13 protein-coding genes and 1 pseudogene are annotated in these 14,746 nt (G+C 75.0%); 12 read left to right on the forward strand and 2 right to left on the reverse strand.

What is annotated here, in order from left to right; genetic code table 11:
- The first annotated feature begins 109 nt into the window (after positions 1–109).
- The 7 genes and pseudogenes from ssd to BM223_RS30110 all read left to right on the forward strand — a co-directional run.
- Positions 110–1,219, forward strand: coding sequence for a septum site-determining protein Ssd (gene ssd, locus BM223_RS19725; protein ID WP_075018682.1), 1,110 nt, complete (start codon positions 110–112; stop codon positions 1,217–1,219).
- Entirely contained in the window at positions 1,219–2,430 is a 1,212-nt protein-coding gene (locus BM223_RS19730) for a TadA family conjugal transfer-associated ATPase (protein ID WP_082003503.1), read from the forward strand. The genes ssd and BM223_RS19730 overlap by 1 nt, the downstream gene beginning before the upstream one ends.
- Entirely contained in the window at positions 2,420–3,307 is an 888-nt protein-coding gene (locus BM223_RS19735) for a type II secretion system F family protein (protein ID WP_038676150.1), read from the forward strand. Before BM223_RS19730 ends, BM223_RS19735 begins: the two co-directional genes overlap by 11 nt.
- A complete protein-coding gene (locus BM223_RS19740; protein ID WP_052138119.1) occupies positions 3,304–4,074 on the forward strand; it encodes a type II secretion system F family protein in 771 nt (256 codons plus the stop codon). Before BM223_RS19735 ends, BM223_RS19740 begins: the two co-directional genes overlap by 4 nt.
- Positions 4,075–4,237: 163 nt before the next feature.
- Positions 4,238–4,474, forward strand: a complete 237-nt coding sequence (locus tag BM223_RS19745) for a DUF4244 domain-containing protein (protein WP_075018683.1) — start codon at positions 4,238–4,240, stop codon at positions 4,472–4,474.
- Positions 4,475–4,516: 42 nt separating this feature from the next.
- On the forward strand, positions 4,517–4,849 hold the full coding sequence (locus tag BM223_RS19750) for a TadE family type IV pilus minor pilin (RefSeq protein WP_038676151.1): 333 nt from the start codon (positions 4,517–4,519) through the stop codon (positions 4,847–4,849).
- Positions 4,846–5,313 (forward strand): annotated as a pseudogene (locus BM223_RS30110) (Rv3654c family TadE-like protein); the annotation flags it as partial. The gene BM223_RS19750 and the pseudogene BM223_RS30110, both read left to right, overlap by 4 nt.
- 121 nt (positions 5,314–5,434) lie before the next feature.
- On the opposite strand, the gene BM223_RS29885 reads toward BM223_RS30110, so the two are convergent.
- Together BM223_RS29885 and BM223_RS19760 are read right to left on the reverse strand one after the other, a co-directional pair.
- A complete protein-coding gene (locus BM223_RS29885; RefSeq protein ID WP_038676153.1) occupies positions 5,435–5,749 on the reverse strand; it encodes a hypothetical protein in 315 nt (104 codons plus the stop codon).
- 9 nt (positions 5,750–5,758) lie between these two features.
- The gene (locus tag BM223_RS19760) at positions 5,759–8,131 is read right to left on the reverse strand and encodes a DEAD/DEAH box helicase (RefSeq protein WP_038676156.1); all 2,373 of its coding nucleotides are present in this window, start codon (positions 8,129–8,131) and stop codon (positions 5,759–5,761) included.
- Between the two features lie 160 nt (positions 8,132–8,291).
- Between BM223_RS19760 and BM223_RS19765 the strand changes: the two genes are divergently transcribed.
- The 5 genes from BM223_RS19765 (at position 8,292) to BM223_RS19785 (ending at position 14,702) form a co-directional block, all read left to right on the forward strand.
- Positions 8,292–8,624 carry an STAS domain-containing protein gene (locus BM223_RS19765; protein ID WP_038676158.1) on the forward strand — a complete coding sequence of 111 codons (333 nt, stop codon included), beginning with the start codon at positions 8,292–8,294 and terminating at the stop codon, positions 8,622–8,624.
- A 44-nt stretch (positions 8,625–8,668) separates the two neighbouring features.
- A complete protein-coding gene (locus tag BM223_RS19770; RefSeq protein WP_038676160.1) occupies positions 8,669–10,024 on the forward strand; it encodes an aminotransferase-like domain-containing protein in 1,356 nt (451 codons plus the stop codon).
- 133 nt (positions 10,025–10,157) lie between these two features.
- A complete protein-coding gene (locus tag BM223_RS19775; RefSeq protein WP_038676161.1) occupies positions 10,158–12,458 on the forward strand; it encodes a sodium-translocating pyrophosphatase in 2,301 nt (766 codons plus the stop codon).
- A 2-nt stretch (positions 12,459–12,460) separates the two neighbouring features.
- Positions 12,461–13,258 carry a M14 family zinc carboxypeptidase gene (locus BM223_RS19780; protein ID WP_052138121.1) on the forward strand — a complete coding sequence of 266 codons (798 nt, stop codon included), beginning with the start codon at positions 12,461–12,463 and terminating at the stop codon, positions 13,256–13,258.
- A 64-nt stretch (positions 13,259–13,322) separates the two neighbouring features.
- On the forward strand, positions 13,323–14,702 hold the full coding sequence (locus BM223_RS19785; protein WP_038676163.1) for an Ig-like domain-containing protein: 1,380 nt from the start codon (positions 13,323–13,325) through the stop codon (positions 14,700–14,702).
- Positions 14,703–14,746 lie beyond the last annotated feature (44 nt).

A 14,746-nucleotide genomic window follows, 5' to 3' on the forward strand; every position in this document is an offset into this window, starting at 1 on the left:
CGTCACCCGCCCGGCCACCAGTCGTCCACAACGTCCCGTGCGGCGGTGCTCCTCCACAGCCGGGACCCGCGCCGGCGTGGGGTTGTCGGCCCCGGGCGAGAAGGTCGTCATGACCCGCAACCGACCCTCGAACCTCTCCCGGACCGCCCGTCGTCGTACGGACGGACCGCCCTTGGTGGTGACCGCTGATGACACCCTCCTGGCCGAGCTCCTGCCGCTCGCCGCCGCGGCTGACGTGACCCCGGCGATCGCTCGCGACCCGCAGACCGCGCTCGTGACGTGGACTCGCGCGCCGCTGGTGCTCGTGGGTGCCGACCTCGCCGACGCTCTCGCCCGCGTGGTCCCCGAGACGCGCCCGCACGTCTTCGTCCTCGCCCGCGATGAGGCTCCGGACGAGCTCTTCCGCACGACGCTGCAGCTGGGCGCCGAGCAGGTCGTCGAGCTGCCCGCCTCCGCGGGGTGGCTGGTCGAGCTGCTCGCCGACCTCACCGAGCAGCAGCCGGACCGCGGCCGGGTGATCGGTGTCGTCGGCGCCACCGGCGGGGCCGGCGCGACCACGCTCGCGTGCGCCCTCGGGCAGTGGGCGGCGCGCTCCGGCCCGGCGGCTCTCGTCGACTGCGACCCGCAGGGGCCGGGCCTGGACCGGATGCTCGGCCTCGAAGGGCGCGAGGGCTTCCGCTGGGACGCACTGGGCCGCACCACCGGACGGCTCTCCGCGCGCGCCCTCCGGGAGGCACTGCCGCGCCGCGGGAGGCTCGGGGTCCTCTCCTGGTACGTCGACGAGCGGGTGCAGACGCTCCAGGCGTTCGCCGTGCGCGAGGTCCTCTCGGCCGCGCGGCGCGGGCACCAGGTGGTCGTCGTCGACCTCCCGCGCTCGCCGGACCCGCTCGTCGACGAGGTGGCCGCGCGCTGCGACCAGCTGCTCGTCGTCACCGTCGCGAGCGTCACGGGAGTCGCCGGCGCGACCCGCATGCGGGCGCGCTTCGCCGACCACGCCGATCCGGGCGTGGTGCTGCGCGGCGAGGCGTTCGCGCCCGACGAGGTGGCGCGCGCGGTGGGACTGCCGGTGCTCGCCCAGATGCGTGACCAGCGCGGGCTGGCCGAGGCGGTCGACCTGGGGCTGGGACCGCTGCGCTCCCTGCGCGGCCCGCTCGCTCGCGCCGCCGCGCAGCTCCTCGGCGAGCCGGCGCGCGCCCGGACCGACGAGGCGGTGGCCTGATGGACGCCGACGCTCCCGCGCTCGCCGCCCTGGTCGAGGAGGCGCGTGTGCGGCTCACCGCCGGTCCGGGCTCGCTCAGCCCGCACCGGGTCGCCGAGGCCCTGCGGGCCGCGGGGCGTCCGGTCGGGGACGCGGCGGTGCTCGCGGTCTACGAGATGCTGCGTCGCGACGTCGTCGGTGCCGGGCCGCTCGAACCGCTCCTGCGCCTGCCGGGCGTCACCGACGTCCTCGTCAACGGTCCGGGACCGGTGCGGATCGACCGCGGTCGCGGCCTCGAGCCGACCGAGGTCCGGATCGACTCCGAGGAGAGCTGCCGGCGCCTCGCCCAGCGCCTCGTCGCGAGCGGTGGACGGCGGCTGGACGACGCGTCGCCGTACGCCGACGTCCGGCTTCCCGACGGCACCCGCTGCCACGCCGTCCTCGCGCCGCTGGCGCAGCCCGGCACCGCGATCTCGCTCCGCATCCCACGCCGGGGTGGCTTCTCGCTGGACGAGCTCCGGGCGGCCGGTGCGCTCACCGCCGAGGGCCACGACCTGGTCGGCGCCGTCGTCCGGGCCCGCGCGGCCTTCCTGGTCTCCGGCGGCACCGGGACCGGGAAGACGACGCTGCTCGCTGCCCTCCTGGCCGCCGTCGACCCGGCCGAGCGCATCCTCGTCGTCGAGGACGCCGCCGAGCTGCGTCCCGCTCACCCGCAGGTCGTCGCCCTCGAGGCGCGGCCCGCGAACGTCGAAGGAGCCGGCGCGGTCCTGCTGCGCGACCTGGTCCGCCAGGCCCTGCGGATGCGTCCGGACCGGCTCGTCGTCGGCGAGGTGCGCGACGCCGCCGTCGTCGACCTCCTCGCGGCGCTCAACACCGGCCACGAGGGAGGGTGCGGGACGCTCCACGCCAACTCCGCGGCCGACGTACCGGCCCGGGTCGAAGCGCTCGCCCTCAGCGCCGGCCTCGGCCGGGAGGCCACCCACAGCCAGCTCGCGTCCGCGCTCGACGTCGTCCTGCACGTTGTCCGCGACCGGGGTTCGGGACGCCGTCGGCTCGGCGAGATCGCCGTCCTCGACCGGGACGAGCGGACCGGCCTCGTCCGGACGGTCCCCGCCGTCACCTTCACCGACTCGGGGCAGTCGGTGCCCGGGCCGGACCCGGCGGTCGCCGACCTCCGCGCGGTGCTCCACGGTGAAGGGCGAGCCGGGAGGGGTGAGGCAGGTGCACGCTGACCCGGTCCTGCTCACCGCGCTCCTCCTCGCCGCGGCGACCGTGCTGCTGGGGCCGCTGAGGCCTCTGCCCGCGCGGCTGCCGCCGGCGCCCGACCGCCTCGCTGGTCCCGGCCCCCGCTCCCGCTCCCGTCGCCGGTGGCGGCGGTGGCTGCCCGGGTTCCCGCTCCCATTCCTGGTCCCGGCTCCCGTTGTGGTCGCCGGTGCCCTGGTACTGCCGTTCGGCGTCGTCCAGCTGCCCGCACGCCACGTGGTCCTGGCCGGACTTGCCGTCGCGCTTGCCGTCGGCGCCGGCCGACTCCTCGCGGCCCGCCGCCGGGACCGGTCCGCCACTGACCTCCGCCGCGGCGTCGTCGACCTCTGCGACGTCCTCCAGGCGGAGCTGTCCGCCGGCCAGACACCTGCCGCCGCCCTCGGCCACGCCGCGGCCGAGTGGCCGTACGTCGCTCCCGCCTCCCGCGCGGCGGCCTCCGGCGGCGACGTGCCCGCCGCCCTCCGCGCCCTCGCCGAGCCGCCCGGAGCCGAGGCACTCCGCGTCGTCGCGGCCGCCTGGTACGTCTCCCACCGCGCGGGCCACGGTCTGGCCGACGTCCTCGCCCGCGTCGCCGCCGACCTCCGCGCCGCCGAGCACACCCGCCGGATCGTCGCCGGTGAGCTCGCCTCCGCCCGGGCTACCGCCCGCCTCCTGGCCGCCCTGCCGGTCCTCGCGCTCCTCATCGGCGCGGGAGCCGGCGCGGGAGCCGGCGCCGCTTCGGGGCCCTGGACGTTCCTCCTCACCCAGCCGGCCGGTCTCGCCTGCCTCTGCGCGGGCCTCGGCTTCGGGTACGCCGGACTCGCCTGGATCGAGGCCCTCGCCCGCGACGTGGACCGGGTCGCATGAGCGCCCTCGCCGCAGCCTCAGCCGCGATCGCGTGCAGCCTCGCCGGCGCGGTCCTCCTGCTCACCCCGCATCGCCCGCGCCTCTCGCGTCCGGGTCAGCCGGCGCCCGACGCTGCCCGCTCCGGCACCGGCTCCGACATTGGCTCCGACATCGCCGTCTCCGCGCCCGGACTGCTCCGCCGCGGCCGCCCGGTCTGGGCCGCGCTCGCCGGAGCCGGTGCCGCCGTTTTCCTCGGCGGCGTCCTGGCCCTCCCCGCCGGTCTCGTCGCGGCCGCTGCCACCTGGATCGCCGCCACCCGCGTCGAGCCGCCCTCCGTCCGGCGCCGGCGCGAACTGGTCCGCCGGGACCTCCCCCACGTCGTGACCCTCCTCGCCGCGGCCCTCCGCTCCGGCCTCGACCCGGCCGCCGCGATCGACCTCGTCTGCCGGGCGCTGCCCGGTCCGGCCTCGGCCCGGCTCGGACCCACGGCCGCCCGCCTCCACCTCGGCGGCGACGTCGCCGCCGTCTGGGCCGGACTCGCCCACGACCCCGAGCTCGCACCCCTCGGCCGGACCCTCGCCCGCACCCACCGCACCGGCGCCCCCGTCGTCGCCGCGGTCGAGCGGCTCGCCGCGGACCTCGCCGCCCACGCTCGGTCCGAGGTCGAGGACCGGGCTCGGGCTGTCGGCGTACGGGCCGCCGTACCGCTGGGGCTGTGCCTGCTCCCGGCCTTCCTCCTGCTCGGCATCGTACCGCTCGCCGTCTCCCTGGCCGCCACCATCGTCTGAACATCCGTCACTCCTGCCCCATCCCCGACCCCCTTTCCTCCCCAGCCCCACCCCGGCGCCCACCCCCTCCACAGCCCCGCCTCACCCCCACCGCTCCCGTCGCCACCCCCGCGCACTATCGGCACTCCCACGCCGCACCCGCGGCCCCGACGAATGGAGCGACATGAACCACCACCCCTCCCGCCACCTGTCCCGCCACCCCACCCGCGCCCACCCCCGCCCCCGTCTCCGTCCCCGATGCCGGGACGAGCGCGGCGTCACGACCGCCGAGTACGCCGTCGCCACCGCCGCCGGAGCCGGTTTCGCCGGGCTCCTCTTCAAGCTGCTCACCGGAGGCTTCGGCAACCGGCTCATCAAGAGCCTCTTCGACCATGTCCTCGCGGTCCTCGGGCTCGGGTGAGGGGGAGTGCTCGCCCGACGTACCGGCCGGCAGCGGGGTGCCGTGACCGCGGAGCTGGCGCTGGCCCTCCCGACCCTGCTGCTCGTCACCGCCGGCCTCGTCTGGCTGCTCGCGGTCGCCGTCGGCCAGATCCGGACCGTCGACGCTGCCCGCGAGACCGCCCGCGCCCTCGCCCGCGGTGACGACTCCGCAGCCGCCCTCGCCCTCGGTCGCCAGGTCGCCCCTGACGGGGTACGGCTGTCCGTCTCTCAGGACGGCGACCGGATCGTCGTCACCGCCCGCGGCCGGATCGCCGGTCCCGGGGGACTGTTCCGGTCCCTCCCCGGCGCCGAGCTCCGGGCCGAGGCGATCGCCGCCGCCGAGGAGCGACCGTGATCGCCCGCCGAGCCCCCACCCGGGCTCGCGCCCGCTCCCGTTGGCGTTGGCGTTGGCGGCGGGTCGCCCAAGCCGTCACGGTCCTCCGCGCCCGCCTGGCCTGGCGCCGCCACCGCTGCAACCGCCGCCGCGGGACACCGCCACCCACCCCGACCGACGAGCGCGGGGCAGCGACCGTCCTGGCGGTGGCGATGGCAGGGGTGCTGCTGCTCGTCGGCGCCGCGACGGGCGTGGTCGGCGCGATCGTCGTCGACCACCGGAGGGCCCAGGCGGCAGCGGATCTCGCCGCGCTCGCCGCCGCGGCTCATCCCGGCCGCGACCCCTGTACGACGGCCGCCCGGGTCGCGACCGCCAACGACGCCACCCTCCGGTCCTGCCGCCGCGACGGACCAGACGTCGTCGTCACGGTGGTCGTCCAGGGACCGCGCTGGCTCGGCCAGGAGGGCGACCTCACCGCCTCAGCTCGCGCTGGCCCCGACCCAGCCCCGGCGCCAGCTCGGGCGCCAGCTCGGGCGCCAGCTCGGGCGCCGACTCAGGTGCCCGCCGTGACACCCGTCGCGAGCAGACCAGCCGTCAGACTCGGGCTCAGACGTCCCCGTCGTCGCGCCGGTCCCGGTCGCGCCGCTCGAGGTCCGCCTCGTCCAGCTTCTCCGACAGCTCGGCGAGCCGCTTGTGCTCCTTGCGCCGCTTCCAGGACTGCTTCATGCCGCCCTTCATCATCCAGAGCCCGAGGACGGTGAGCAGCATGGAGACCGCGCCCCAGAGCACCAGGGTGCGGGGGGCGACGTCCATGTTGAGGATCTCCGCCGAACGATGGTTGTAGTCGATGCTGGCGCCGAAGAAGCTGAGAACGAGCCCGAGCACTCCGAGCACCAGTACGACCAGTCCGAGCAGGAGCATGGCGGCAGGCTACGCCACGTCGGGGGGTGCGTCGGTGAGCAACGCGTCGAGCAGGGCCACGGCGCCGGCCTTGTCGAGCGGGTCGTTGCCGTTGCCGCACTTGGGTGACTGGATGCACGAGGGGCAGCCGCTGGCGCACTCGCAGGAGGCGATGGTGGCGCGGGTGGCGCGGAGCCAGGTGGCGGCGGTCCGGTAGCCGCGCTCGGCGAAGCCGGCACCGCCGGGGTGGCCGTCGTGCACGAAGACGGTGAGGACGCCGGTGTCGGGGTGGCGGGCGGTGGAGACGCCGCCGATGTCCCAGCGGTCGCAGGTCGCGAAGAGAGGAAGGAGGCCGATCGAGCAGTGCTCGGCGGCGTGGGCGGCGCCAGGGAGGTCGGCGAGGTCGAGGCCGGTGGTGGCGAGCATCCGGGTGACGACCTCGTCGGGGACGGTCCACCAGACGGCCGCGGTGGAGAGGGTGCGCGCGGGCAGGTCGAGGGGAGTCTCGTCGATGACCTCGCCGGTGCGGAGCCGGCGGCGGAGGTACGACGTGACCTGGTTGGTCACCTCGACGGTGCCGAAGGAGACCTGGCACGGGCCCCAGGCGACGTGCTCGCGCTCGTCGACGATCCGGATGTCGGTGATGTCGCGGGCGGTGGTGGTGTGGTCGACGGCGACCCGGGTCAGGGTGGCGACCCGGTCGTCGAGGTCGAGCTCGTCGACACGCCAGGTCTGGCCGCGGTGGAGGTAGATGGCGCCGGTGTGGGCGGTGCTGTGGGCGCGGCCGCCGTCGACGGTGCCGACGACGCGGCCGGTCGCGCCCTCGACGAGCTGGACCTGGGCGCCGCCGGCGGAGCGGATGTCGGCGAGGTCGGCGGCCCGGGAGCGGTCGGTCCAGTACCAGCCGGCGGCGCGGCGGCGGAGCAGGCCGCGCTCGACGAGGGAGCCGAGCACCTCGCGCATGCGGGGGCCGAAGAGGGCGGCGTCGGCGACGGTCACCGGCAGCTCCTGGGCGGCGGCGCAGAGGTGGGGGCCGAGGATGTAGGGGTTGTCGGTGTCGAAGACGGTGCCCTCGACGGGGCGGCCGAGCAGGGCGTCCGGGTGGTGGACGAGGTAGGTGTCGAGCGGGTCGTCGCGGGCGACGAAGAGGCCCAAGGCGCCGCCGGCGTCGCGTCCGGCGCGGCCGACCTGCTGCCAGAAGGCCGCCCGGGTGCCGGGGTAGCCGGTGACGAGGACGGCGTCGAGGCCGCTGACGTCGATGCCGAGCTCGAGGGCGTTGGTCGCGGCCATGCCGAGGAGGCGGCCGCTGCGGAGGTCGTCCTCGAGCGCCCGGCGCTCCTCGGGGAGATAGCCGCCGCGGTAGGAGTCGACCCGTCCTGCCAGCGAGGGGTCGACCTCGGCGACGAGCTCGCCGGCGCGCTGGGCGACGGTCTCGACGCCGTGGCGGGAGCGGACGAAGGCGAGGGTCCGGACGTCGTCGACGACGAGGTCGGCGAGGAGGTCGGCGGTCTCGGCGGTGGCGGGACGGCGGACCGGCGCCCCGTTCTCGCCCTGGTACGACGTGAGGGGCGGCTCCCACAGCCCCACCTGGAGCGCGCCTCGGGGCGACCCGTCGGCAGTGACGGCGGTGACGTCGAGGCCGGTCATCCGGCGCGCGGTCAGGTCGGGGTCGGCGACCGTGGCGGAGGCGAGCATGAAGGTGGGGGAGGCGCCGTAGGCCGCGCAGACCCGCCGCAGCCGGCGCACGATCTGGGCGACGTGGGCGCCGAACACGCCGCGGTAGTGGTGGCACTCGTCGATGACGACGTAGCGCAGCGAGCGGAAGAACTGGGTCCAGCGCTCGTGCCCGGGCAGCAGGGAGCGGTGGAGCATGTCGGGGTTGGAGAGGACGTACTCGGCGTGGTCGCGGGTCCACTCCCGCTCCTCGGGAGTGGAGTCGCCGTCGTGGGTGGCGACCCGGACGTCGAGCCCGAGGTCGTGGAGCGAGGACCACTGGTCGTGCGCGAGAGCCTTGGTCGGGGCGAGGTAGAGCACGGCGGCGCCGCGCTGGCCGCGGGGGCCGCGGGCGGCGCGGACCGCGGACAGGGCGGGGAGCAGGTAGGCGAGGGACTTGCCGGACGCCGTCCCGGTGGCGACGACGACGTGCTCGCCGCGGTGGGCGGCCTCGGCGACGGCGACCTGGTGGGCCCAGGGCCGGGCGATGCCGCGCGCCTCGTAGGCCGCGACGACGGCCGGGTCGGCCCAGGCCGGCCAGTCGGCGTGGACCGCGGCGCGGGCGGGCACCTCGCGGCGGTGGGTGAGCCGCTCGGCCCGTCCGGGGAGCGCGGTGAGCCGGTCGAGGAGCGCGCCCGGGTCGCGCCGGCCGGCGGTGGCCGGGAGGCGGAGATCGGGCTGCGCGGTCATGCTTCCGATTGTCGCAACTGCCCCCGACACAACTGAACACGCCGCGGCGGAACGAGGTGATCAGGTTCCGCGGATTCCGCGCTCACTGTGCGCCCGGGCGGTCGACATGGTTTGATGAGTGCCACTGCATACGTAAGTGAGTGCTCCCGGGGTGAGGGTCGTGAATCTGACACTGTCGACGCGCGAGGTCGGTGGGCGCACCGTCGTTGCCGTGGGTGGCGAGATCGACGTCTACACGGCTCCGAAGCTGCGCGACACGATCACCGAGCTGGTCGCCGCGGGCACGTACCACCTGGTGGTGGACATGGTGGACGTCGAGTTCCTCGACTCCACCGGTCTCGGCGTGCTGGTCGGCGGCCTCAAGAAGGTCCGCGCCCACGACGGCTCGCTCGAGCTGGTCTGCAATGCCGACCGGCTGCTGAAGATCTTCAAGATCACCGGGCTGGCGAAGGTCTTCGTCATCCACGACTCCGCCGACGCCGCCCTGGCCTGAGCGGCCCGTGCGGTCCGCGGTACGACGTCCGAGCGCTCGCCGCTGTGCGTGAGCTGCTCTCGGCCATCGAGGCCCGCCTGGACGAGCCGACCGCGCGGGGTCTCGCCGCGGCGGTCGGGCGGGCGCTGCGCGACGGCGAGCTGACCGGCGGGGAGCGGCTGCCGCCGATCCGCACCGTCGCCCGCGAGCTGGCGCTGTCGCCGACCACGGTGAGCGCGGCGTGGTCGATCCTGGCGCGGGCCGGCGCGATCCGCACGGCGGGGCGCAACGGCACGATCGTGGCCGAGCAGGCGCAGCCGGCGGAGGGCCGGATCCGGCGGGTGGTCGACCCGCGGGCGCAGTTCGCGCTCGACCTGTCCACGGGCGTCCCCGACATGGCGCTGCTGCCGTCGTTGACGACCGCGCTGCAGGCGCTGAGCAAGGCGGGCGCGGCGGAGAGCTACCTGGAGGACCCGGTGCTGCCGGCGCTGCAGGAGCGGATCCTCGCGGACTGGCCGACTCCGGCGTCCTCGCTGGCGATCGTCGACGGCGCGATGGACGCGGTCGAGCTGGTGGTCCGCTCCCAGCTCCAGTACGGCGACACGGTGGTCGTGGAGCACCCCGAGTTCCCGCCGGCGCTCGACATCTTCGAGGCCGCCGGCGTCGGGGTGATCGGCGTCCGTCTCGACGACGAAGGCGTGGTCCCCGCCGAGCTGGAGGCCGCCCTGGCGAAGGGACCGCGGGCGTTCTTCCTCCAGCCGCGGGCGCACAACCCGACGGGGATCTCGACGACGCCCGGCCGCGCCGAGGAGCTGGCCCGGGTGCTGGCGGCGGCGCCGTCCCCGGTGCTCGTGGTCGAGGACGACTCGGCGGGCGCGATCAGCACGTCCCCCGACGTCAGCCTGGGGGCCTTCCTGCCCGAGCGGACGGTGCACGTCCGCAGCTTCGGCAAGTCCCACGGCCCGGACCTGCGGCTGGCGGCGGTGTCCGGTCCCGACGAGGTCCTCGCGGGGATCGCCCGCCTGCGCCAGCTCGGCCAGGGCTGGAGCAGCCGGCTGCTGCAGCGGGTCCTGCTGGAGCTGCTCTCCGACGAGGTGGCGCTCGCCCAGGTCGCCACCGCCCGCACGACGTACGCCGAGCGGCGGGCGGCGTTCTGCGCGGTCCTGCGGCGCCACGACATCGAGGTGACCGGCCGCGACGGGCTCAACGTGTGGGTGCCGGTCCGCGACGAGTCCGCCGCGCTCGTGCGGCTCGCGTCGCTCGGGATCGGCGTGATGCCGGGCGCGCCGTTCCAGGTGTTCCCGGGGGAGGGCGCCTACGTGCGGGTCACCGTCGGCCTGCTGGGCGACGACCTCGAGGAGGTCGCGGAGAGCGTCGCGGAGGCCGCACAGATGGGTTCCTGGCACAGCCGGGTGCGCTGAGACACGCCCGAACGGTGTGACTCGCGTCACAACGTCCATGTGTTCTGCGCCACACCCTGCGTAGACTCCGGCCCACGATCTCAGACCTGGGTCCCCGCGGCCCGTCGCTGAACTCCCTCAGGAGGCAAGTCGTATGCCCCGTCCGTTCGTCGTCGATGTCGAAGTCACCGGGGGCGACCTCGCCCTGGTAGCGATCGTGGCCGTGATCGCTCTCGGTTCCCTGGGAATGGCCGTGCTGTTCAGATCGGAGGTCCTGCGCGCCGGCGAGGGCACACCGAACATGCAGCGGATCGCCCAGGCCGTGCAGGAGGGGGCGAACGCCTACCTGACGCGGCAGTTCCGGACCCTGACGATCTTCGCGGGCATCGCGTTCGTCGTCCTCCTCGCGCTGCCGGCCCACACCGCCGACGGCGCGTCGGGGCTGCAGTCCGAGTGGGGGGTGCGGATCTCGCGGTCGATCTTCTTCCTCGTGGGCGCCGGGTTCTCCGGAGCGGTCGGCTACCTCGGTATGTCCCTCGCCGTCCGCGCGAACCTCCGCGTCGCCGCCGCTGCCAACGAGCAGGGCCGCGACCCGGCGATGAACATCGGCTTCCGGACGGGCGCCTTCGTCGGCATGTTCACCGTCGGCCTGGGCCTGCTGGGCGCGAGCGTCGTCGTCATGGTCTTCCAGGAGACGGCGCCCAACGTGCTCGAGGGCTTCGGCTTCGGTGCCGCGCTGCTGGCGATGTTCATGCGGGTCGGCGGCGGCATCTTCACCAAGGCCGCCGACGTCGGTGCCGACCTGGTGGGCAAGGTCGAGCAGAACATCCCCGAGGACGACCCGCGCAACGCCGCGACGATCGCCGACAACGTGGGCGACAACGTCGGTGACTGCGCCGGCATGGCGGCCGACCTCTTCGAGTCGTACGCCGTCACGCTGGTCGCCGCGCTGATCCTCGGCTCGCAGGCGTTCGGCGACAAGGGCCTGGTGTTCCCGCTCATCGTCCCGGCGATCGGCGCGCTGTCCGCGATCGCGGGCGTCTACCTGACCAAGCCGCGGGCCGGCGAGAACGGCCTGCAGACGATCAACCGGGCGTTCTACCTCTCGGCCGCCGTCGGACTCGTGGCGAGCGCGATCGCCGCCTTCGTCTACCTGCCGAGCGAGTGGAGCGAGCTCGGTACCGGCGCGGACGCCGACCTCACGCCCCAGCTGTTCGCCGCGGGCGCCGTCGCCATCGGCATCGTGCTGGCGGCCGCGATCCTCGCCCTGACCGGCTACTTCACCGGCACCGAGCACCGGCCGGTCAACGACGTCGCCCGGACGTCGCTCACCGGGCACGCGACCGTCATCCTGTCCGGCCTCTCGGTCGGCCTCGAGTCGGCCGTCTACACCGCGATCGTGATCGGTGCCGCGGTCTTCGGCGCGGCACTCCTCGCCGGCGGTACGACGGGCCTCGCGCTGTTCGCCGTCGCCCTGGCCGGCTGCGGCCTGCTCACCACCGTCGGCGTCATCGTCGCGATGGACACCTTCGGCCCGGTCTCCGACAACGCCCAGGGCATCGCGGAGATGTCCGGCGACGTGAGCGAGGAGGGGGCCCAGATCCTCACCGAGCTCGACGCGGTCGGCAACACGACGAAGGCGATCACCAAGGGCATCGCGATCGCGACCGCCGTGCTCGCCGCGAGCGCGCTGTTCGCGTCGTACACGCAGAGCGCGTTCGCCGAGGCGGGCGACGTCCTCTACGACGACTTCCTCGTCTACGACGCCAAGCTGATCGTCGGCGCCCTGCTGGGCGCGGGCGTGGTGTTCCTCTTCTCCGGCCTGGCGATCAACGCCGTCGGCCGGGCGGCCGGCGCGGTCGTCTACGAGGTCCGCCGCCAGTTCCGCGAGATCCCCGGGATCATGGAGGGCACCGGTCGCCCGGAGTACGGCCGCGTGGTCGACATCGTCACCCGCGACTCGCTGCGCGAGCTGGCCACGCCGGGCATCCTCGCCATCCTCAGCCCGATCGCGGTCGGCTTCGGTCTCGGGGTCGGTCCGCTGGCCGGCTTCCTGGTCGGCGCGATCGCGTCCGGCACGCTGATGGCGGTCTTCCTGGCCAACGCCGGTGGTGCCTGGGACAACGCGAAGAAGCTCGTCGAGGACGGCCATTTCGGCGGCAAGGGCTCCGAGGCCCATGCCGCGACCGTCACCGGCGACACGGTCGGCGACCCGTTCAAGGACACCGCCGGACCGGCGATCAACCCGCTGCTCAAGGTGATGAACCTGGTCTCGCTGCTCATCGTCGGCGCGATCGTCAGCCTGTCGTACGGCGACGACAAGAACGACGTCGTGCGCATCCTGATCGCGCTCGCCGCGGCCGCGGGCATCTTCGCCGCGGTCTACATCTCGAAGCAGCGCTCGTCCGCGATCGACGACGGCGCGGCCGAGCCCGCCGCGACGGAGACCGTCTGATCGTGCGCCGTCTCCTGGCCGCGCTGGCGGCGACCTGCACGGTCGTCGCCGGCGCGGCTGCCGTCGTCCCGGAGCCGGCCGGCGCCACCGCCCCTGCCGCTGCCACGTCCACTGCTCCTGCCGCCGCGCCCGGCACCGTCACCCGCACCGTGATCGGCCACTCAGTGCGCGGCCGCCCGATCCGGGCGTTCTACCGCGGCGATCCCGGCGCCACGCACGTCCTGGTCGTCCTCGGCCAGATGCACGGCGACGAGAAGGCGGGCCCCGCGACGGCCCGCTGGCTCAAGAAGCACCTGACGCCCAAGCCCGGCACCGGCATCTGGGTGGTGCCGACGATGAACCCCGACGGCGACGCGCGGCGCACCCGCACCAACGCGCGCGGCGTCGACCTCAATCGCAACTGGCCCACCAGCGGTTGGTCGGACGCCCGGCGGGGCACCCGCTACTGGGGCGGTCCGCGACCGGCCAGCGAGCCCGAGACCCGGGCGATGATCGCCTTCCTGCGGAAGGTCACGCCGGACTACATCGCCTCGATCCACCAGCCCCTGCGCGGGATCGGCCGCAGCGGGCGCGACGTCCCCTGGGAGAAGCGGCTCGCCCGCAACCTGCACCTGCCGCGCCGCCACTTCGGCGTGGGCAACCCGTCCGGGACGATCTCGCCGACGCTGACCGGCTGGTACGACAGCACGCTCGGCCGGCACGGTGTCGCCACCACGATCGAGTACGGCGCCCGCACGTCGCTCCGGTTCCGCACCAAGGTCGCCGGGCGCGGCATCGCGAGAGCGGCCCGGGTCCGCTAGAAGCCCGAGATCTAGGGGTCTTCCCCTGACGCGGAGCGGCCGTCCCGCCTGGCCGAATGGTGCGGTGACCAGAGCCCTGCGCATCACCGCCGTCCTCGTCGCCCTCCTCCTCGGGACCGGCCTCCTCCACCCCACGCCCGCGAGCGCGGCCGATCGCCCGGGCGGCTGGTACGACGGCTCCATCGGCTACACGCGGGTCGTCAACTGCTTCGGCCTGATCCAGGGGACGCCGTACACCGAGGCGGGGATCGGCGCGTACGCCGGCTACTGGTCCGACCCGGACAGCGGGGTGCCCGCCGTCGGCCAGACGTTCTGGATCCACTACTCCGTGCACGGGTTGGGGAATCCCTGCCTCGGCGGCACCTACTTCCGGCCCCGGATCGCGCTGCCGCCGGGCGTCGTCTTCGACACCTCCCAGCAGATCCGCTGCGGCTACAACGGCTCCGGCGGACCCGCGCCGATGCAGGGCTGCCCGGGCTGGGGCAACCTCGCGAACGGCACCTACTCCAACAACCGCGACCAGGGGCTGTGGGGCGTCGCGCAGGGTGGGCGCTGGGAGTTCCAGTTCCCGGTGCGCGCCACCCAGCCCGTGTCGGGGGCGAACCTCAGCATCGCCCTCGACACCGTCGACGGGAACTCCGACAGCACGGTCGCCCTGCGCGCGCCGGTCTACGTCTTCGCGGTCGCGGGCAGCGGCGGGACGCCGGCCACGCCGTCGTACCAGGTCCTCTACGACACCCCCTCGACCGTCGCCGCCGCGCAGAACCCCGACGGCGGCGCGACGCCGTACGGGATCGTGTCGGAGTTCCAGGCCATCACGAACAACCGCGCGGGCGTGCTCCGCATCGAGTTCGCGACCGGACTCGACCAGCCGATCTACCAGGTCGAGGTGCCGGTCCCCGCGAACTTCGGCGCCTCCGTCTACGGCTGGACCGACTGGGCGCCCTTCGCCGGCCTGATCGTGCCCGGCCGCAAGAACTACTGGCGCGGCGCGTTCACCCCCACGGGCGGCACCACCGTCTATGGCCCGATGCAGACGTTCACCGTCGCCAGCTCCGGCACCGGGACGGCGGGCACCGGACCCATCGGCGGCACCACCGGCGGGACGCCCGGCGGCCTCTCCGGCAGCAGCGGCGCGATCGGCGGCTCGGTCACCTCGCTCAAGGTCGCGGCACGGGTCAGCGCCAAGGTGGTCGGCAAGCCCACCGCCCGGCGCAAGGCGAAGGTCCAGGTCGTCGTCCGGCCGGCACGCGGCGTCGCGACGGGCGCGGTCACCGTGACCGAGAAGGGCCGCAAGGTCGGCAGCGGCGTGCTGCGCGGCGGCAAGGTCGTGGTGACCCTCAAGAAGCTCAAGGCCGGCAAGCACCGCCTCGTCGTGCGGTACGCCGGCAGCCAGGCGACGTCGCCGGCGAGCGCGACGGTGGTGCTGCGGGTGCGTCGCTAGGACGGGCGGCCGGATCCGGACGGCGACCTGAGCAGCGCACGTTC

The sequence above is a fragment of the Pimelobacter simplex genome, from assembly GCF_900114845.1.
GTDB classification, from domain to species: Bacteria; Actinomycetota; Actinomycetes; order Propionibacteriales; family Nocardioidaceae; genus Nocardioides; species Nocardioides simplex.

Excerpts from the sequence above, each read along its gene's own strand:
- ssd (WP_075018682.1), top strand. The coding sequence starts at position 110 with ATGACCCGCAACCGACCCTCGAACCTCTCCCGGACCGCCCGTCGTCGT.
- BM223_RS29885 (WP_038676153.1), bottom strand. The coding sequence starts at position 5,749 with ATGCTCCTGCTCGGACTGGTCGTACTGGTGCTCGGAGTGCTCGGGCTC.
- BM223_RS19775 (WP_038676161.1), top strand. The coding sequence starts at position 10,158 with ATGCCCCGTCCGTTCGTCGTCGATGTCGAAGTCACCGGGGGCGACCTC.
- BM223_RS19760 (WP_038676156.1), bottom strand. The coding sequence starts at position 8,131 with ATGACCGCGCAGCCCGATCTCCGCCTCCCGGCCACCGCCGGCCGGCGC.
- BM223_RS19740 (WP_052138119.1), top strand. The coding sequence starts at position 3,304 with ATGAGCGCCCTCGCCGCAGCCTCAGCCGCGATCGCGTGCAGCCTCGCC.
- BM223_RS19730 (WP_082003503.1), top strand. The coding sequence starts at position 1,219 with ATGGACGCCGACGCTCCCGCGCTCGCCGCCCTGGTCGAGGAGGCGCGT.
- BM223_RS19745 (WP_075018683.1), top strand. The coding sequence starts at position 4,238 with ATGAACCACCACCCCTCCCGCCACCTGTCCCGCCACCCCACCCGCGCC.